Here is a 19,524-nt window from a genome sequence, read left to right as displayed (position 1 = left end):
GAAGGGGCTGCCGCTCCTATGGTAAAATGTAAGCAGTTTCGATGAAAATACAAAGGGAGTCTTTTTCTTTTTTCAAAAAGACACTGTTTAATTTGCAGAAATTCATTCTGAAAGTGAGTTGATCCGCTTTGGATCTTTTATCAATACAGGACCCGTCATTTCTTAAAAAGATGTCAATTGAACAGCTGGAAGAGCTGAGTGAGGAGATCCGCAATTTCCTCATCACATCGCTGTCTGCCTCTGGCGGCCATATCGGGCCGAACCTCGGGGTTGTCGAGCTGACAATTGCGCTTCACAAAGAATTTGACAGTCCGAAAGATAAATTTTTATGGGATGTCGGACATCAGTCCTATGTTCATAAACTGTTAACCGGGCGCGGCAAGGAGTTTGAAACCTTGCGCCAATATAAAGGGCTTTGCGGTTTCCCGAAACGCAGCGAAAGCGAACATGACGTATGGGAAACAGGCCACAGCTCAACCTCGCTCTCAGGCGCGATGGGAATGGCTGCCGCCCGTGATATTAAAGGATCGAAAGAATATATCATCCCGATTATCGGAGACGGCGCTTTAACCGGAGGAATGGCGCTTGAAGCGCTGAACCATATCGGTGATGAGAAGAAAGACATGATCGTCATCCTGAATGATAATGAGATGAGCATTGCGCCGAATGTCGGGGCGATTCATTCTATGCTGGGACGGCTTCGCACGGCCGGCAAATATCAATGGGTAAAAGACGAGCTTGAATATTTATTTAAGCGCATCCCGGCCGTCGGCGGAAAATTGGCCGCCACAGCTGAACGGATAAAAGACAGTTTGAAATATATGCTTGTGTCAGGCATGTTTTTTGAAGAGCTGGGCTTTACGTATTTAGGCCCGGTTGACGGTCATTCCTACCACGAACTGTTTGAAAACCTGCAATACGCCAAAAAAACGAAAGGCCCTGTCCTTTTACATGTCATTACGAAAAAGGGCAAAGGCTATAAACCGGCTGAGACCGACACAATCGGCACATGGCACGGAACGGGTCCTTATAAAATCAATACGGGTGATTTCGTCAAGCCGAAAGCCGCGGCGCCTTCATGGAGCGGACTTGTCAGCGGCACCGTGCAGGAGCTGGCGCGCGAGGATGACAGAATTGTCGCCATTACACCGGCCATGCCGGTCGGCTCTAAACTGGAAGGGTTTGCGAAAGAATTCCCTGAACGCATGTTTGATGTCGGAATCGCAGAACAGCATGCGGCGACGATGGCGGCTGGAATGGCGCTCCAAGGCATGAAGCCGTTTCTTGCGATTTATTCGACCTTTTTGCAGCGGGCGTACGATCAGGTCGTCCATGACATCTGCCGTCAAAACGCGAATGTATTTATCGGCATTGACCGCGCCGGTTTGGTCGGCGCCGACGGGGAGACGCATCAAGGCGTCTTTGACATCGCCTTTTTGCGGCATATACCAAACCTCGTTTTAATGATGCCGAAGGATGAAAATGAAGGCCGCCATATGGTCAATACAGCCCTTAATTATGAGGAGGGTCCGATCGCGATGCGCTTCCCGCGCGGAAACGGGCTCGGCGTAAAGATGGATAAAGAGCTGAAAACCATTCAGATCGGAACATGGGAAGTGCTCCGTCCCGGAAAAGACGCGGTCATTTTAACATTCGGTACGACCATTGAAATGGCGCTGGAAGCGGCTGAAGAACTGCAAAAAGAAGGCCTGTCCGTGCGTGTCGTGAATGCGCGGTTTATAAAACCGATTGATAAACAAATGATGAAGGCCATTCTTAATGAAGGTCTGCCGATTTTAACGATAGAAGAAGCCGTGCTTGAAGGCGGATTCGGCAGCACGATTCTTGAATACGCTCATGACCTCGGCATGTATCATACACCGATTGACAGAATGGGCATCCCAGACCGGTTTATTGAGCACGGCAGCGTAACCGCCCTGCTTGAAGAAATCGGTCTCACGAAGGCTGAGGTTATGAACCGGATCAAACTGCTGATGCCGCCGAAGACACATAAAGGAATTGGATCATGACAGCAAAAAAAGAACGATTAGATGTACTTCTTGTAGAAAAAGGCCTTGCGGAAACGCGGGAAAAAGCGAAACGCGCCATTATGGCGGGCATCGTATACTCAAATGAAAACCGATTGGACAAACCGGGTGAAAAAATCGCCCGGGATCTTCCGTTAACGGTAAAAGGAAACCCTCTTAAATACGTCAGCAGAGGCGGATTAAAGCTTGAAAAAGCCCTGGAAGTGTTTCCCGTCTCGGTAAAAGGCAAAACGATGATTGACATCGGCTCGTCTACAGGGGGATTCACGGATTGCGCCCTCCAAAACGGAGCCGAGCGGTCCTACGCAGTGGATGTCGGCTATAATCAGCTTGCCTGGAAGCTCAGACAGGACGAGAGGGTCGTCGTCATGGAACGGACGAATTTCCGCTATTCCGAGCCTTCCGATTTCACAGAGGGTTTGCCGGAATTTGCGACAATCGATGTTTCTTTCATCTCACTCCGCCTCATTCTCCCGGTTTTAAAAACGCTGCTTGTACCGGGGAGCGATTGTATCGCACTGGTAAAGCCGCAATTTGAAGCCGGACGGGAATCCGTCGGAAAAAAAGGCATTGTCAGAGATCCCGGCGTTCATACTGACGTTCTCCGCCGCATGAATCAATTTGCCGCTTCTGAAGGATATACAGTGAAAGGACTGTCCTTCTCACCGATTACAGGGGGAGACGGTAATATTGAGTTTCTGCTTCATTTGGAATGGGGCGGAGAAGACGGAAACGGCGCTGAACTGCCGGAAGAAGACATTCTCCGTACCGTCCGCGAAGCACATGAGACATTAAAAGCCAAAAAGACAGATGTACCGGAATAATAGGGGGCTATTATTCCTTTTTTCTGCCATCATGTACTTTTTATCAAGAAGCGGTTAACATAATGACAAGAACAGCTTGAAAACAGAGGTGCTTACATGACAAAAGGCCAAAGGCATATAAAAATCAGAGAGCTTATTACAAGCCATGAGATTGAAACGCAGGATGACTTAGTTGACATGCTGAGAGAAGAAGGATATAAGGTAACTCAGGCGACTGTCTCCAGAGACATTAAAGAGCTGCATCTCGTTAAGGTGCCGACAAACAACGGCTCCTACAAATACAGCCTGCCGGCGGATCAGCGGTTCAATCCGCTGTCAAAACTGAAGCGTTCATTAATGGATGCGTTCGTAAAAATTGACTCAGCAAGCCATATGATCGTATTAAAAACGATGCCGGGGAATGCTCAGGCAATCGGCGCTCTGATGGATAATCTCGAATGGGAAGAAATCATGGGCACGATTTGCGGAGATGACACGATCTTAATCATCTGCAGGACGCCTGAAGATACGGAGGGCGTTCAAAGCCGTCTTTTGGAGCTGCTGTAGCGTAATTATCAGATAAAAGGTGGAATGCTGTTTGTTAGCTGAACTATCAATAAAAAACTTTGCCATTATAGAGGAACTGACGATTTCGTTTGAACGGGGGCTCACCGTCCTGACGGGAGAAACAGGGGCCGGCAAGTCAATTATTATAGACGCCGTTTCCCTATTAGTCGGCGGCCGCGGCTCGTCTGAATTTGTCCGTTACGGTGAAACAAAGGCCGAGCTTGAAGGACTGTTTCTTTTGGACAGCGGTCATCCCGTTTTTGAAGTATGCCGTGAGCAGGGAATAGACGCATCTGACGACATGATTGTCATGAGAAGGGACATTAATGCCGGAGGAAAAAGCGTCTGCCGTGTCAACGGAAAATTAGTGACGATTGCGGCTTTGAGGGAAATCGGCAGACTTTTATTAGATATTCACGGACAGCATGATAACCAGCTGTTAATGGAGGACGATAAACACTTAGAGCTGTTGGACAGGTTTGCGGGCGCTGAGGCCGAATCCGCGCTTCAGGCTTACCATGAAGGCTATGAGCGTTATATGAAGCTGCTCAAAAAAGTGAAGAAGCTGTCAGAAAGCGAGCAGGAAATGGCGCATCGGTTAGACCTGATTCAATTTCAGCTTGAAGAAATCGAGTCGGCGAAGCTTGAATTGAATGAAGACGAGCTTCTTCAGGAAGAACGGAAGCAGATATCCAATTTTGAAAAAATTTATGAATCATTGCAAAACGCCTATAATGCGCTCCGCAGCGAGCAGGGGGGGCTTGACTGGGTCGGAATGGCCTCTGCCCAGCTTGAAGATATTTCGGATATCAATGAACCGCTGCAAAAGCTGTCAGAAAGTGTGTCAAGTTCCTATTATCTGCTGGAGGATGCAACCTTTCAGATGCGCAATCTGTTAGATGATCTGGAATATGACCCGGAACGGCTGAATTTTATTGAAACCCGTTTAAATGAGATCAAACAGCTGAAGCGCAAATACGGAGCGACGGTAGAAGACATTTTGGAATACGGCTCTAAAATAGAAGAGGAAATCGATCAAATCGAGAACCGCGACAGCCACCTTGAAGCGCTGAAGAAGGAATTGGAGTCGGTCGGCAAAGATGTGGCCGTAGAAGCCGCCAATTTATCAAAAATCAGAAAAGCTTGGGCTAAGAAACTGGCGGAAGCGATTCATCAGGAATTAAAAAGTCTGTATATGGGCAAATCAACGTTTGATACGGAATTTCTCGTGAAAACCGATCCGTCAGCCAGTGAAGCACCGGTTGTTAACGGGCAGCCCGTGCAGCTTACCCAAAAGGGGATTGACCTTGTGAAGTTTTTAATTTCAACAAACACCGGTGAGCCTTTAAAACCGCTGTCAAAGGTCGCTTCCGGAGGCGAGCTTTCAAGGGTGATGCTGGCGATGAAGAGTATTTTTTCTTCCCAGCAGGATGTCACCTCCATCATCTTTGACGAAGTGGACACCGGTGTAAGCGGGCGGGTTGCCCAAGCCATCGCGGAAAAAATCCATAAAGTATCGACCGGTTCACAGGTGCTCTGCATTACACACCTGCCGCAGGTTGCCGCTATGGCGGATACGCACCTTCTGATCGCAAAAGAATTCAAAGACGGCCGGACGACAACGCATGTCACGCCGCTTTCTAAACAGGACAAGGTAGCGGAAATCGGCCGCATGATTGCGGGCGTCGAAGTGACCGATCTGACAAAACGGCATGCACAAGAGCTTTTAAAACAGGCCGGACAGGTAAAAACGACAGGATAAGCTGCTGATACAGGCAGCTTATTTTTTTGTTCCATTTCTCTAACAGTGTATCCAATGTTTTTCTTCGTATGCCGGTTATAAATCAAGCGCAGGAAGGCAAAAGTATAGATGTAGCAGAAAAAGAAAGTGGTGTGGGATAGGAGCGAGGAGAGTGAAGGAATGAATGCACGATAACATGAGGAAAGCAATAGGTGTAATTCTCCTTGTTTCTTTACTAAGTGTAGGCTTTTTTAAGCCATTTAAAGAATATTTACTGATACCGTCAGAAATGAGCGTCTTTGAAAACCAGACACAGGCCGTTCCGGTTAATGCATCAATAAGCGCTGAAAAGGGCGAATTATCAGAAGCCTTTACGCTGAAAGAAGAGCACGGCCATGCAAACATAACAGGGCAAACACAAGGCCGGTCAGAAGTAGTATATGATCTTGCCGGATTTCCCATTAAAAAAACGAAAGTGCGTGTCCTTCCAGAATTGAAGGTCATTCCGGGCGGACAGTCCATCGGTGTAAAACTGCATTCAGTCGGTGTTTTGGTGGTCGGTTTTCACCAAGTGATGACAAAGGATGGGAAAAAGTCTCCGGGAGAACAAGCGGGAATTGAATCTGGCGACATCATTATTAAAATGAACGGACATAAAATTGAAAAAATGAGCGATATCGCCCCGTTTATTCAAAAAGCGGGCAAAACCGGTGAATCTTTGGATTTATTGGTGAAACGCGATAAGCAAAAAATCAAAACAAAGCTGATTCCGACAAAGGACGAAGCCGAGGGGAAATATCGAATCGGCCTTTATATCCGCGATTCGGCAGCCGGCATCGGCACCATGACATTTTTTGAACCGAAAACAAAAAAATACGGCGCATTGGGCCACGTCATCTCTGATATGGATACAAAAAAACCGATTGTTGTAGAAGACGGAGAAATCGTCCGTTCAACTGTAACATCGATTGAAAAAGGAAAAGGCGGCAATCCCGGCGAAAAACTGGCAAGGTTTTCGTCAGAACGGAAAACGATCGGCGATATTAACCGCAACAGCCCGTTCGGCATCTTCGGGACACTGCATCAGCCGATTAAAAACAACATTTCCGACAAAGCGCTTCCGATTGCTTTGTCAAATGAAGTGAAAAAAGGACCTGCGCAAATGCTGACGGTTATCGAAAACGATAAAGTAGAGAAATTTGATATTGAAATCGTCAGCACCACGCCGCAAAAATTCCCGGCGACAAAGGGAATGGTGTTGAAAGTGACAGATCCGAAACTGCTGAAAAGAACCGGCGGAATCGTTCAGGGGATGAGCGGAAGCCCGATCATCCAGAACGGAAAGGTCGTCGGAGCCGTAACCCACGTATTTGTCAATGATCCGACAAGCGGCTACGGCGTTCATATCGAATGGATGCTGTCTGAAGCGGGTGTTGATGTTTACGGGAAAGACAAAGCAAGCTGACTGCCGGATGATCCGGCAGTTTTTTTATGTGATGCGTTCTTCACTTCTTTCCTGGATTCATGTAAAATAAGACATGAAGATTTTTCGACAAATTCACGTTTCCTGATTTGTCAAACTTAATTTTTAGTCGAAAAACCTAGAAAATGCTAGAAAAACAAAGATATACCACTATTATTGGTAAATATGGATTTTTTAAAAGGGGAAGTAGTGGTTTTGTCGAATGTAACATGTAGCAGTCAAATGGGTTGCGTCCTGTTAATACATTGGGGGAGGAAGAAACGTGGAGAAAATTAAAGTTTGTGTTGCTGATGATAATCGAGAGCTTGTAAGCCTGTTGAGTGAATATATAGAGGGACAGGATGATATGGAAGTGATCGGCGTTGCTTATAACGGACAGGAATGTCTTTCTTTGTTTAAAGATAAGAATCCAGATGTGCTCGTTTTAGACATTATCATGCCGCATCTGGACGGACTTGCGGTTTTGGAGCGTCTGCGGGAATCAGAGCTCGAGAAGCAGCCGAACGTCATCATGCTGACGGCATTCGGTCAGGAAGACGTTACGAAAAAAGCCGTCGATTTAGGCGCGTCCTATTTCATCCTGAAGCCGTTTGATATGGAAAACCTTGTCGGCCATATCCGCCAGGTAAGCGGAAATGTCAGCAGTGTCACACACCGTGCGCCGTCTGCGCAAAGCAGCATTATCCGCAGCCAGCCTGAGCCGAAGCGGAAAAATCTCGATGCCAGCATTACAAGCATTATCCATGAGATCGGTGTGCCTGCCCATATCAAAGGCTATCTTTATTTGCGTGAAGCCATTTCCATGGTGTATAACGATATTGAACTCCTCGGCAGCATCACAAAAGTCCTTTATCCCGACATCGCCAAAAAATTCAACACGACCGCAAGCCGTGTAGAACGGGCCATCCGCCACGCCATTGAAGTCGCATGGAGCAGGGGAAATATTGATTCCATTTCTTCACTGTTCGGATATACGGTAAGCATGACAAAAGCAAAGCCAACCAATTCAGAGTTCATCGCGATGGTTGCTGACAAGCTGAGATTGGAGCATAAAGCTTCGTAACGCAAGCTTTTGGCTAGATGTCTTTTTCGCGCCTTCTATTCCGTGCATGAACGCGGAAGAGAAGGCGTTTTGAAATTTTGCTGACGAAAACAATGGAAATCACTCACGCCGGTACTTGTTCTATACATAAATGCGGGATCTATGCCGTCTACACGTATAATACCGGAGCTGATATTTTAATGATTTTGCCGTCTCTGAAATAAAAGCGGGGGACGCGGCGGCTTAACACAGATAAGACTTCGTAGCTGATCGTACCGAGCATTTCGGCAATTTCATCAACGGAAATCTCGGCTCCTTGTTGTTTACCGTAGATGACGACTTCTTCTCCTTGTTTGCCCTCATTCTCACCTAAACTGACCATGATCATATCCATTGTCACTCTCCCCGCCACCGGCACCCGTCTGCCGCGGTGAAGAATAAACCCGCGGTTGGACAGGGCGCGGGAGTAACCGTCAGCATAGCCGATTGGAATCGTCGCGATGATTTCACCAGGTTCGGCGATATATGTGGCGCCATAACTGACGGTCCGGGGATCTGTCACCATGGCTTTCACATAAGCGATACGCGCCTTTAAACTTAGTGCGGGTGTGAGATCCACGAGGTTCAGTTCCTTTATCGAGGCGGACGGATATAAACCATATAACCCAATGCCTAAACGGATCATGTCGGCGCTGAATTCCGGGAATGCGATAGCGGCGGCTGTATTGCACATATGCACGGTAGGCAGCGTAATGTCTTGATTTTTTAAAAAGCGGAGAAAGCTGATAAACTTTTCGTGCTGCAGCATCGTCAGCTCAGTGTCCGGTTCATCCGCTGTTGAAAAATGTGTAAAGATGCCATCCCATGACAGATATGTACTCGACTTGAGCGCTTTCACCACTGCTAAAAGATCTTCTTCCGTACGCACACCCAGCCGGCCCATTCCCGTATCCACATTGATATGAATGGACAGCCGTTTCGAATCTGCTTCTTTTTCCAATATCCGATTCGCTTTTTTGATCCAGCTGACTTGAAACGCTGATAATGTTATGTTCCAAACGGCAGATTTTTTCACACAGCTGAGAGCTGTGAAGCCGAGCACAAGAATAGGTGCCGTAATTCCCGCTCTCCGTAACACAATTCCCTCTTCGACACTTGCGACAGCGAGCTCGCTCGCCCCGCTTTCCAGTGCCTGCCGCGCTACTTCCACAGACCCGTGGCCATAAGCGTTCGCTTTTACGACGGCCATAATTTTAGACGTATTCGGAATATGGCGGCGGATCGCCCGTACATTCTTTTTTATCGCATCAAGGTCAACTTCAATCCAAACTTCCCGGCAAAGTTTTTTCATCACGATTCCTTCTTTCCTTAATGAGTTTCAGTACTCATGCTTTCAATCTGCATTCTATTCACCTTGAACTGAAATCATTCAAAACAAGGGAAGGTGATCGCTGATGTTTAAAAATCAAGGTTTCAGGAAATCAGTACGCCTGCTTTATTTATGCTGAAAGGGCTGCTTGGCAGCCCTTAAATTGACTTTACAATATTCTGATCTGAAAATTGATGTTCAAACATTTTGGACTGGCTTACAGCATTGTTTTGAATGACAATGCCGATATTTCCCCCTCCGGCACCGAAAACGGTTTTTGATGCAGTCAGCGGACTGATGGATATGGCGCCGCCAACATTGACAACTCCGTTTCCTGATACGTTGTTTATCGTAATCGGGCAACCGCTCATTCTATTTTTTCTCCTTTCTCTCACAGTCTACTAACTATATGTACGCTGTGATATGGAATAAGATTAAACAAAACGGCAAAAAGAATCCGGCTGCTGCCAGCCGGAAAGGGAGGGAAATACGGATGTCATAATGTTTTCGTTACATTTTGATCAGAGTATTGTGAGCTTGAAGATTGAGATGTGCTGGATTGATTCATTTGCAGGACCATCCCCGTATTTCCCCCACCTGAGCCGTAGACGGTTTTTGATACGGTTAAAGGACTTATCGAAAACGCACCGCCGACATTGACAACCCCGTTTCCGGAAAGACTATTAATCGTAATAGGAAAACCACCCATCATATACGGTCTCCTTTCTATTAATCTATTTACTATATGTACGCTGTGTGTTAGAAATAGGAGTAAACAAAGCGGTAAAAACTTGTGAATCAAAAAAACTGCCGGACATCCGGCAGTTTTTTAGTCTACTTTTCAAACGGCACCCAGCCGCCTGTATTCTGAATCATTTCCCATAACGGTTCAGGAAGTCGGTATTTCTCAATTTCAGATGCTTGAATGGCTTTTTCGATTTCCTGTTCGCGGCCTTCTTTGACCAGCACCGCCCATTCGGGGTTAATCAAAATGACACGTCCCAGAGCCACCAGCGGAATTCCGCTTTCTAATACAGCAAGCGCTTCGTCCGCGGTATAGATGGAACCGACGGCCATCAGCGGCACTTTATGGCCGACGCGTTCGTTTAATAAATCCATCCGCGTCCGTGAAGTATCCGCCCCGCGGCGGGCTTTGGAATTGACATCCATCAGTGAAATATGCAGATAATCCAAGTTCTCTTCTGCAAGCGCGTCGGCGAGCATGAATGTTTCTTTCATTGTAAGCCCCGGTGTTTCCGGCTCTTCCGGTGACAGGCGGTAGCCGAGAACGAATGGATTTTCAGCGTGTGTATCAATTGCCTGTTTGACAGCGTCAACGACTGCAAGCGGGAACGCAAGGCGCTTTTCATCGCTTCCGCCCCAGCGGTCTGTGCGCCGGTTTGTTTTCGGTGAATAAAATTGGTGAATCAGGTACCCGTTTGCCCCGTGAATTTCAACACCGTCAAAGCCGGCTTCAATCGCTCTGCATGTCGCTTCGCCGAATGCTTTCACGATGTGCTCAATTTCTTGTTCGGTGAGAGCCCGGGACGTTTGTCTCCCGTCTTCTTCTGAGCCGCTCGGGCTGACGACGTCGTTGTTTGGCACGAGTTCAGGAGGGCATTCCAATCCTCCGTGGTGAATCTGCACAACGGCTTTCGCTCCTTGAGACTGGATCGCCTGAGCGAGTTTTTTCAAGCCGGGAATGTGAGAATCATCATAGATGCCGGGCTGGCCTGGAAACGCTTTGCCGTCCGGCGTTACGTTTGCACATGCCGTAATGACCATGCCCATTTCTTTTGAACGGGGAGTAATGTAGTTTAATTCACGGTCGGAAATCGTTCCGTCATCATTTGATGAATAGTGTGTCATCGGTGCGACTGAAATACGGTTTGGTATAGTGACGCCGCTTTCGAACGTAAAAGGTTCAAACAGCGGTTTATAAGTTTGCTTCATCATTTCGCCTTCTTCCTTAGGAGTTTAACTCGTCCGTATTCTAGCTTATGTTTTAATTGTGTGCAATTATTTTGCTTGTTCTTCTTCCTGAGGTTATGACCGGCTGAACCATTTAAACGAATGAAACGGTTTTCTCCGTTCCTTTTCAGGATCTTTATATCCTCCTGAAATTTGATGGCCGATCGAGCTGAATATGACAGCGGCGGCGAAGAGGAGAATGATTTTTTTCATATACATATCTTCTTTCTTATCTTTTACAAGGTTATTTATAAGCATACGCTTGTGCGAAAAAACCGTCAATTTGTTTATTCTTTTTTCCACTTTCCTGCGGCGAATATCGTTCCGATCTGAATCACAACACTTAACAGAGCGCACACTGCCACAACTGTGTTGCTGTCCATAGAAGACACCCTCCTTTTTGTTAGGTTGATGTATCATATGACAGCTGTCTCTGTTTTGACAAAACCGTAATGCGGTGTTTCATATTTTTCAACACAAAAAGGGCGCTTTTTTAAGCGCCTTTACTTTTTTTTCAGCCGGTTCAAAGCGATTTGAACGGCGATGGCGTCATCCAGGTAGCCGATCGGAAACATGTAATCCGGAATGACGTCGGTCGCTAAAATATAATACAGCAGCGCGCTCCCGAGAATCGCGCGGTCTTCAGCCGGTGTTGATTCATCCATATACTGATGATGCATGTTTTTCAAATGATCAATAAAAGGGCCGACGCTTTCTTCATTGTCCATTTTCTTTTGAAACTCATCGCAAATCAGGCGATGGCCCTGCTGGGTTTTGGCATATTGTTCATATCTGGTCAGTTCGCGCTCAATTTGCTCCCGGGAAAAAGGCTGATCAAACATCTCGGCCATATTCAGCATATCCTGAATCGCGTGCATCGGGTCTTGCGGCGCAGCTTCTTTTTCATGGCCGATGTCTATGCCTGACGCCTCAAGCAATTCCTCCAGCGGGGTGCGGAGATGTTTTGAAAATTCCTGAAGATGCTTTAAATTGGCCTTCTGCTTGCCGTTTATAATCCGGGAGATGGTGGCCGTATCAATGTTTGTTAAGGCGCCGAGTTTTCTCATGGAGAGCGAGTGCTTATCAAGCAGTGATTTTAAAAGGGGCCCCAGTGTCGTATTTTTATTTTCTGTCAAGGGTGTCACCTCGTTTCCGCCGGAATGATGATCATTAATCAATAATTTTTGCAGAAAAGGTACCTTTTCTGTGCTGCTGAATAGGATAGTGTAGATTCAACGGCACAACATGTTGAAAAGACATCAAAGAATGGAGAGAAACGAACATGGCTTGGTTATTGATTTTAGGTTTGGCAGTGTCCTCGAGCATTGATAATTTAGGAGTGGGGATGTCATACGGCATCAGAAAAATCAAAATATCGCATGCGTCAAATATGATGATCGCTTTTATCTGTTTTGTATTCAGTTATATCGGAATTTATTTCGGCAAATGGATTTCAGCCGTTTTACCGGGCTTTCTTCCTGTATTGCTGGCGGCGTTTATTTTATCTGTCATCGGTATCCGCATCATTCTGCTGGCTGTGCCGAGAAAAACAGCGCGTGTTGGCGCGTCAGGAAAAAAAGGCCGTTTTGCCGGTCTGCTGCAAAATCCGGAGGCAGCGGATGCCGACGGTTCGGGAGAAATCGGTATATTGGAATCCATGGTTCTCGGGGTGGCCGTATCCGCAAATGCGCTGACCAACGGATTAAGCGCGGGGTTGATCGGGCTTTCTCCCGCTGCCATTTCCATTACTGCGGCGGTCGGAAGCTTTTTGACCATATGGATCGGCTGCTCGCTTGGAAAAAAAGCCGCGTCATTGCGCATCGGTTCTTTTCACGTCGGACAGTTCAGCACGGTGCTGAGCGGAGTGATTATTCTCATCATTGCCGCCAATACGCTGCTCTTTTAAGTTGTCCCGTTCATTTTATGAAAAGCTCAAAATAAATATGAATGTTTCTATTCGGGAGAGCGCATGACGCGGCTCTCTTTTTTTGCCGATCTGATATTTTTTCAAAATGAACAGAAAGTCGTCCGTTTCCGTTAAATTCTGCATATTCGGCCTTCAGACAGAACTTTTTTCATAGACTGATTAGCTTGTTTTCTTTCTAAGTTCAGGTAAACAGCAGGTCAGATAGCCTTCATTCCAAATATGGAAAAGCGCTGGAGGAATGGAGGCTCCCTTTACAAATCGGTCATTCTGTTCAAAGATAAAGCCGAATGAGAAAACGTGAGGTGATCTGTGTGAAGTCTGTCATACTTCTGATCTTCACCGCATGGCTGTTATCAGGCTGCGAGTATACCGCGGAGGCTGATGCGGCGCCGTCATTTACACAGGAAGGAACATTTATAAAAGCGGCCGGAAACGATACGATCGCGGTCGAAATTGACGGAGAAAGGCAAGAGGTGAAGGTGCCTTTCGCTAAGCGGTTTGAATGTCAGTCTCTGCCTGAACATACGGCGGTGCAAATCACCTATAAAAAAGAGAGCAACGGACAATTACGGCTTGAGGAACTGAAAAAAGAAACAGATATGTGAAAACGGGGAGGAAAAAACGTGGGTTTACTGACAAAAAGCGCTGCTGCCTTCGGTGCCGCTCTTCTTCTGCTTGCGCCGTCTGCTTATGCAGCTGAACCTTTGCAAGGGAAAACCATTTATATCGATGCCGGACATGGCGGAGAAGACAGCGGGGCCGGCGGAAATGGACTGCTTGAGAAAAACATCAATTTAGCGGTGTCAAACAAGGTGATCGCCAAATTGGAGACAGAAGGCGCAAAACCTGTTGCTTCAAGGACTGACGATACTTTTTTACGTTTGGACGAGCGGGTGGCGAAAGCAAGCGCCAGCCAATCCGATTTATTCGTCAGCCTCCATACGAATTCAGCCGTCTCAACGGCATCGGGCACGGAAACGTATTTTAATTCGACATATGAAGGAGCAGACAGCGAAAGGCTTGCTTCCGACATCCAGCAGCAGCTTGTCACGTCTTTAGGGATGAAGGACAGAGGCGTAAAAGAAGCTCCTTTTTATGTTATTACATATTCAAAGATGCCGAGTGTGCTGGCTGAATTAGGTTTTATCACAAATCCTCAAGATGCGGACAAGCTGAAAAGCGATAACGGACAAGAGCACGCCGCGGACGCCGTTGTAAACGGAATCGAAACCTATTACAGCGGACGGTAATTATAAAATATGTGTAAATAGCACCCTCCTTATGTGCATAACGATTATAATAGAGAAAACCGATGACAAACACCTGAGGTGACACATATGACGAATATTTTTGCCCACCGGGGGGCGTCGGGCGACTGCCCTGAAAATACGATGCCCGCATTCAAAAAAGCGATTGAGGACGGGGCTGACGGAATCGAACTTGATGTACAGATGACAAAAGACGGCCGGATCGTGGTCATTCACGATGAAACCCTCGACCGCACGACGTCTTTGAAAGGATTTGTGAAAGATACGGCGTATGACAAAATCAGAACCGCCGATGCCGCCGGAAAATGGAAAGATGCTTTTAAAGGTGTCAGAATTCCGCTTTTGTCAGATGTGCTGCGTTTTGCGGAACGTGCTGATTTTCTGATAAACATTGAGCTGAAAAACAGTGTATTCCGTTACGAAGGAATGGAAGAAGAAGTGATTAAAAAAGTCAGATATTACGGACTGGAAAAGCGCGTTATTTTTTCTTCATTTAATCATGAGAGTCTCGCGGTTTGCCACGCCTTGGCGCCTGAAATTGAACGGGCGGTGCTGACAATGGATGTGCTGTACCGGCCTGAACGGTATCTTGCCGCCATTCCCGCTTCAGGTTATCATCCGAAGCTCGGTACGCCGGCGGTGAGCGCTGAAGTGATCAAACATCTTGCAAAACACCAAGCGGCGCTCCGTCCGTTCACCGTCAATCGTCCTGAGGATATGAAGCAGCTGATGAAAGCGGGAGCAGACGCAATTTTTACCGATTATCCAAAGCTGGCCGTTTCTATAAAAAAAGAATGCCGCAGCTGAGAAGACTGTTCAGACAGTCTTCTTTTTTTATGGGCTGGAAAAAGGCGGTGCACTCATAACTCGGTCAGCCGGTTCATATATTGTAACAGGGCGTTTTGTGTAAGCGTTATCTTTTATCTTATTGAAAGTGAGGCAAAATTGTGGGAAAAACGGTTATCGTCAGTGCGGCAAGAACGCCGTTCGGAAAATTTGGCGGCGCATTAAAAGAGGTAAAGGCAGCCGAGCTTGGCGGCATTGCCATAAAAGAAGCAATCAAGCGCGCCGCTATCAGTGAAAGCGAAGCGGAAGGAGCGGTGATGGGAATGGTCGTCCAGGCGGGTGCCGGGCAGATTCCGGCACGGCAGGCTGCAAGGTATGCCGGGCTTCCGTGGTCCGTTCCGGCTGAAACCATTAATAAGGTCTGTGCATCGGGGCTCAGGGCCGTTACCATCTGTGATCAAATGATCCGGGCGAAAGATGCGGACGTGCTGATTGCAGGCGGAATGGAAAGCATGAGCAACATTCCGTACGCCATTCCGGCCGGCCGCTGGGGTGTGAGGATGGGGGACGGGGTGTTTCAGGATTTAATGGTTCATGACGGGCTGACCTGTGCGTTCGACCAGGTGCATATGGCTGTCCACGGAAGCACTGCGGCCAAAAAGTACGGCATTTCCCGGGATGAACAGGATCATTACGCTCTTTTGAGTCAGAAACGCGCGGCTGAGGCGGCCGAGGCGGGCAAATTGCGTGAAGAAATTGTCCCCGTCACCTGGACCGGCAAAAAGGGCAAACAGCATACCGTTGAAGCGGATGAGGGGCTGCGCCCTGATACGAGCCTTGAGCAGCTTGCAGCGCTCAAGCCAATTTTTACAGCCGACGGAACGGTTACAGCCGGAAACGCTCCCGGTGTAAATGACGGGGCCGGAGCATTTGTGCTGATGTCAGAGGAAAAAGCCGCGAAGCAGCATGTCAGGCCGCTCGCAGCGATACTTGGCTTTGCGTCAGTCGGATTGGAAGCGTGCGAGCTGGCAAGCGCGCCGGGAGAGGCCATCAGCCGGCTCTTGACAAAAACCGGACTGTCCGTTGACGATATTGATTTGTTTGAAGTAAATGAAGCATTTGCGTCCGTCGTGCTCGTGAGTGAAAAAATAGCCGGGTTCAGCCGGGAAAAAGTGAATGTAAACGGAGGGGCGATTGCGTTCGGCCACCCGATCGGCGCAAGCGGAGCGAGAATCATCATGAGTTTAATATACGAATTAAAGCGTCGCGGAGGAGGTTTAGGCATAGCTGCTATATGCAGCGGAGCGGCTCAAGGAGATGCCGTTTTGCTTGAGGTGTACTGATTAAAGGAGGGAGCGCCGGATGAAGATGAAAACAATCATGGTCGCAGGTGCCGGTCAGATGGGAGCAGGCATCGCGCAGACGGCTGCAGAAGCCGGGTTTGCCGTCAAGTTATACGATTGGGAGCCGGAAACGGTAACAAAAGGTCTTCACCGCATAAAGACAAACCTGGAGAAAGAGCAGGCAAAAGGACGGAAGACACAGCAGGAGACAGATGCCGTTTTCAGCCGTATTTCCCCGGCAGAGCTCACAGAAGCGGGAGATGCTGATTTTGTAATTGAAGCCATTGCCGAAAACAAAAAAGCAAAAGCAGAATTGTTTGACACACTAGATAAAATCTGTCCCCCTCATGCCGTATTGGCAAGCAATACGTCTTCTCTTCCCATTACGGAGCTTGCCGCGGCCACAAAAAGGCCTGAAAAAGTAATCGGCATGCATTTTATGAATCCGGTTCCTGTCATGGAGCTTGTCGAAGTCATCAGAGGACTCGCCACATCGGAAGAAACGGCGGAAACAGTAAAGAAGCTTGCTGTCCGGATGAATAAAACCCCTGTCGAAGTCAATGACTTCCCGGGCTTTATATCTAATCGCATATTAATGCCGATGATTAACGAAGCCGTTTATTGCCTTTACGAAGGAGCAGCTTCAAAGGAAGCGATTGATGAGGTGATGAAGCTCGGCATGCGGCATCCGATGGGGCCTTTAACATTAGCTGACTTCATCGGGCTGGATACGTGCCTTTCCATTATGGAGGTTCTCTATGCGGGGCTCGGAGATTCGAAATACCGCCCATGCCCTCTGCTCAGAAAATATGTCAGCGCCGGCTGGCTCGGCAAAAAAAGCGGGCGCGGTTTTTATGAGTACGGCAGATGACGTAAAGATCATGAGGGGAGACGGCAGCCATGCATTTTACAGAAGAGCACATCATGATGAGAAAAATGGTGCGTGATTTTGCCCGCAAGGAAATCGCGCCGGTGGTTGAGCTCATGGAATCAACAGATGAATTTCCGGAGCGGCTGATTAAAAAAATGGGCGAAGCGGGATTGATGGGCATTCCCGTCCCGGAAGCTTACGGCGGGGCGGGTGCTGATACAACATCTTACATTTTAGCGATTCATGAAATATCAAAAGTCAGCGCGGCCGTCGGCGTCATTTTGTCCGTCCACACATCGGTAGGGACAATCCCGATTTTGCATTTTGGGACAGAAGTCCAAAAACAAACGTATATTCCGAAGCTGGCAGCGGGCGAATATATTGGGGCTTTTGCGCTTACTGAACCTCAATCCGGATCTGATGCGGGCAGCCTGAAAACAACAGCCGTGCGAAAAGGCGGTTCATATATTCTGAACGGTTCAAAAATCTTTATTACAAACGGCGGAGCGGCAGATCTGTATCTGACATTCGCCATAACCGATCCGGGTAAAGGGAGAAAGGGAATTTCAGCGTTTATCGTTGAAAAAAACACACCCGGTTTTTCTGTCGGAAAAAAAGAAAAAAAGCTCGGACTGTTAGGTTCCAATACTGTCGAATTGCAGTTTGACCAAGCGGAAATTCCGGTTGAAAACCGGCTCGGCGAAGAGGGTGAAGGCTTTTCAATCGCCATGAAAAACCTTGACGTCGGACGGATCGGCATAGCGGCTCAGGCGCTCGGGATTATCGAAGCGGCGCTCGGCTGCTCGGTGGAGTACGCCAAAACCCGCAGCCAGTTCGGCAGACCCATCGCTTCGAATCAGGCCGTTTCATTTAAATTATCTGACATGGCGACGAATGCGGAAGCTGCCAAATTATTGGTCTATCATGCTGCTGATCTGTATCAGCGAGGGCTTCCGTGCGGAAAAGAAGCATCTATGGCGAAGCAATTCGCGTCCGATGCGGCGATGAAAGCGGCGGTGGAGGCTGTGCAGATTCACGGCGGCTACGGCTATATGAAAGAGTATCCCGCGGAGCGTTTATTTCGGGATGCGAAAGTCACGCAAATCTATGAAGGAACCAATGAGATTCAAAGGCTGATTATTTCTAAGTATCTTCTTCAATAAAAAGTGGGCAAAGGAGCGAAACCATGGAATCTTATTCTCCCGGTTTAGATGGCGTCATTGCGGTGGAAACGGGGATTTCTTTCCTGGATACACAGCAGGGCAGTATTTTAATCAAAGGCCACGATCTGATTGAGCTTTCTAAAACGGCCGGCTATATGGACATTGTTCATCTCTTATTGGAAGACAGACTTCCTGATGCGAAAGAGAAGGCGGCGCTTGAAGAAGACGTTCGGCGCAGCGGGCACCTTCCCGAGGAAATCTTGCACATATGCCGTCTGCTGCCTGAACATACTCACCCGATGGACGGACTGAGGACGGGTTTGTCCGCGCTTGGAGGCTTTGACAAGGACATCGATGACCGTTCATCTTCCGTAAATCAGCACCGCGTACGCGGACTGATAGGCAAAATGCCGAATCTGACGGTCAACAGCTATCGAGTCATCAACGGGCTGGAGCCTTTGGCGCCGGTCGGAACCTTATCATACAGCGCAAACTTTTTATATATGATTACCGGAAAAACACCGTCATCTTTGGAAGAAGAAATCTTCGACCGGTCGCTTCTTTTATACAGTGAGCATGAATTGCCGAACTCAACGTTTACGGCCCGTGTCATCGCTTCGACGCAATCGGATATTTACGGTGCGCTGACCGGAGCCGTCGCCTCGCTTAAGGGAAATCTTCACGGCGGAGCGAACGAAGCGGTTATGTACATGCTTGAGGAAGCGAAGGATACAGACGGGTTTATACAATTATTAACTCAAAAACTCGCAAACAAAGAAAAAATCATGGGCTTCGGCCACCGTGTCTACATGAAAAAAATGGACCCGAGGGCGCTCATGATGAAAGAAGCGTTAAAAAAGCTGTCTGATCTTTCAGGTGATTTCCGTCTTTATCATATGTGTGAAGCCGGCGAAACCGTCATGCGGGAGAAAAAAGGCCTTTATCCGAATTTAGATTACTACGCAGCGCCGGTCTATTACATGCTCGGCATCCCAATATCGCTGTACACGCCTATATTCTTCAGTGCACGGACGGTCGGATTGTGTGCCCACGTCATTGAACAGCACAGCCGAAACCGGCTTTTCCGCCCGCGTGTCCGCTATACCGGAGCGCGCCTGTAAACAGATGAGAAAGGAAGATGA

At 47.8% G+C, this 19,524-nt stretch carries 20 protein-coding genes; 14 read left to right on the top strand and 6 right to left on the bottom strand.

Going from position 1 to position 19,524, the window contains the following annotated elements; all coding sequences use genetic code 11:
- Positions 1-128: 128 nt before the first annotated feature.
- From dxs to spo0A, 6 genes are all read left to right on the top strand, one after another.
- The gene (dxs, locus tag NYE42_RS12560; RefSeq protein ID WP_144464123.1) at positions 129-2,030 is read left to right on the top strand and encodes a 1-deoxy-D-xylulose-5-phosphate synthase; all 1,902 of its coding nucleotides are present in this window, start codon (positions 129-131) and stop codon (positions 2,028-2,030) included.
- Complete coding sequence (locus tag NYE42_RS12555; protein WP_007612503.1) at positions 2,027-2,872, top strand: TlyA family RNA methyltransferase; 846 nt, start codon at positions 2,027-2,029, stop codon at positions 2,870-2,872. The genes dxs and NYE42_RS12555 overlap by 4 nt, the downstream gene beginning before the upstream one ends.
- A gap of 96 nt (positions 2,873-2,968) precedes the next feature.
- A complete protein-coding gene (gene argR / locus NYE42_RS12550; protein ID WP_003153173.1) occupies positions 2,969-3,418 on the top strand; it encodes a transcriptional regulator ArgR in 450 nt (149 codons plus the stop codon).
- Between the two features lie 31 nt (positions 3,419-3,449).
- Positions 3,450-5,180 (top strand): DNA repair protein RecN, encoded by a 1,731-nt coding sequence (recN, locus tag NYE42_RS12545; protein WP_007408359.1) that lies wholly within the window; start codon positions 3,450-3,452, stop codon positions 5,178-5,180.
- A 163-nt stretch (positions 5,181-5,343) separates the two neighbouring features.
- Positions 5,344-6,624: a SpoIVB peptidase gene (gene spoIVB / locus NYE42_RS12540; protein WP_007408360.1), complete on the top strand. Its 1,281-nt coding sequence runs from the start codon at positions 5,344-5,346 to the stop codon at positions 6,622-6,624.
- Positions 6,625-6,904: 280 nt separating this feature from the next.
- The gene (gene spo0A, locus NYE42_RS12535; protein ID WP_003153177.1) at positions 6,905-7,705 is read left to right on the top strand and encodes a sporulation transcription factor Spo0A; all 801 of its coding nucleotides are present in this window, start codon (positions 6,905-6,907) and stop codon (positions 7,703-7,705) included.
- A 148-nt stretch (positions 7,706-7,853) separates the two neighbouring features.
- Here spo0A and alr read toward each other — a convergent pair whose 3' ends face one another.
- The 6 genes from alr to NYE42_RS12505 all read right to left on the bottom strand — a co-directional run bounded on the left by alr (position 7,854) and on the right by NYE42_RS12505 (position 12,160).
- The gene (alr, locus tag NYE42_RS12530; RefSeq protein ID WP_007408361.1) at positions 7,854-9,035 is read right to left on the bottom strand and encodes an alanine racemase; all 1,182 of its coding nucleotides are present in this window, start codon (positions 9,033-9,035) and stop codon (positions 7,854-7,856) included.
- Between the two features lie 176 nt (positions 9,036-9,211).
- On the bottom strand, positions 9,212-9,424 hold the full coding sequence (locus NYE42_RS12525; RefSeq protein WP_003153181.1) for a spore germination protein: 213 nt from the start codon (positions 9,422-9,424) through the stop codon (positions 9,212-9,214).
- Positions 9,425-9,549: 125 nt separating this feature from the next.
- Positions 9,550-9,762, bottom strand: coding sequence for a spore germination protein (locus tag NYE42_RS12520; protein ID WP_186314433.1), 213 nt, complete (start codon positions 9,760-9,762; stop codon positions 9,550-9,552).
- Positions 9,763-9,887: 125 nt separating this feature from the next.
- On the bottom strand, positions 9,888-11,006 hold the full coding sequence (locus NYE42_RS12515) for an NADH-dependent flavin oxidoreductase (protein ID WP_199022654.1): 1,119 nt from the start codon (positions 11,004-11,006) through the stop codon (positions 9,888-9,890).
- Positions 11,007-11,099: 93 nt separating this feature from the next.
- Complete coding sequence (locus tag NYE42_RS12510; protein WP_014470646.1) at positions 11,100-11,237, bottom strand: hypothetical protein; 138 nt, start codon at positions 11,235-11,237, stop codon at positions 11,100-11,102.
- Positions 11,238-11,527: 290 nt separating this feature from the next.
- Positions 11,528-12,160 (bottom strand): helix-turn-helix domain-containing protein, encoded by a 633-nt coding sequence (locus NYE42_RS12505; RefSeq protein WP_007408365.1) that lies wholly within the window; start codon positions 12,158-12,160, stop codon positions 11,528-11,530.
- A gap of 146 nt (positions 12,161-12,306) precedes the next feature.
- On the opposite strand from NYE42_RS12505, the gene ytaF reads away from it, so the two are divergent.
- The 8 genes from ytaF to mmgD all read left to right on the top strand — a co-directional run bounded on the left by ytaF (position 12,307) and on the right by mmgD (position 19,503).
- Positions 12,307-12,930, top strand: coding sequence for a sporulation membrane protein YtaF (gene ytaF / locus NYE42_RS12500; RefSeq protein WP_007408366.1), 624 nt, complete (start codon positions 12,307-12,309; stop codon positions 12,928-12,930).
- Positions 12,931-13,238: 308 nt separating this feature from the next.
- A complete protein-coding gene (locus NYE42_RS12495; protein WP_014721488.1) occupies positions 13,239-13,556 on the top strand; it encodes a hypothetical protein in 318 nt (105 codons plus the stop codon).
- Between the two features lie 18 nt (positions 13,557-13,574).
- Positions 13,575-14,201, top strand: coding sequence for an N-acetylmuramoyl-L-alanine amidase (locus NYE42_RS12490; RefSeq protein WP_017418119.1), 627 nt, complete (start codon positions 13,575-13,577; stop codon positions 14,199-14,201).
- 87 nt (positions 14,202-14,288) lie between these two features.
- Positions 14,289-15,026, top strand: coding sequence for a glycerophosphodiester phosphodiesterase (locus tag NYE42_RS12485; RefSeq protein ID WP_053573207.1), 738 nt, complete (start codon positions 14,289-14,291; stop codon positions 15,024-15,026).
- Positions 15,027-15,166: 140 nt separating this feature from the next.
- The gene (locus NYE42_RS12480) at positions 15,167-16,348 is read left to right on the top strand and encodes an acetyl-CoA C-acetyltransferase (protein ID WP_032866408.1); all 1,182 of its coding nucleotides are present in this window, start codon (positions 15,167-15,169) and stop codon (positions 16,346-16,348) included.
- A 19-nt stretch (positions 16,349-16,367) separates the two neighbouring features.
- The gene (locus NYE42_RS12475; protein WP_039254529.1) at positions 16,368-17,219 is read left to right on the top strand and encodes a 3-hydroxybutyryl-CoA dehydrogenase; all 852 of its coding nucleotides are present in this window, start codon (positions 16,368-16,370) and stop codon (positions 17,217-17,219) included.
- Between the two features lie 29 nt (positions 17,220-17,248).
- Complete coding sequence (locus NYE42_RS12470) at positions 17,249-18,382, top strand: acyl-CoA dehydrogenase (protein ID WP_144664000.1); 1,134 nt, start codon at positions 17,249-17,251, stop codon at positions 18,380-18,382.
- Between the two features lie 23 nt (positions 18,383-18,405).
- The gene (gene mmgD / locus NYE42_RS12465; RefSeq protein ID WP_342496978.1) at positions 18,406-19,503 is read left to right on the top strand and encodes a citrate synthase; all 1,098 of its coding nucleotides are present in this window, start codon (positions 18,406-18,408) and stop codon (positions 19,501-19,503) included.
- Positions 19,504-19,524 lie beyond the last annotated feature (21 nt).

Source organism: Bacillus sp. FSL K6-2865 (genome assembly GCF_040311405.1).
Classification (GTDB): domain Bacteria; phylum Bacillota; class Bacilli; order Bacillales; family Bacillaceae; genus Bacillus; species Bacillus velezensis.
Note: the sequence above shows the minus strand (reverse complement) of the source record. Positions and strands in the feature narration are given on the sequence as shown.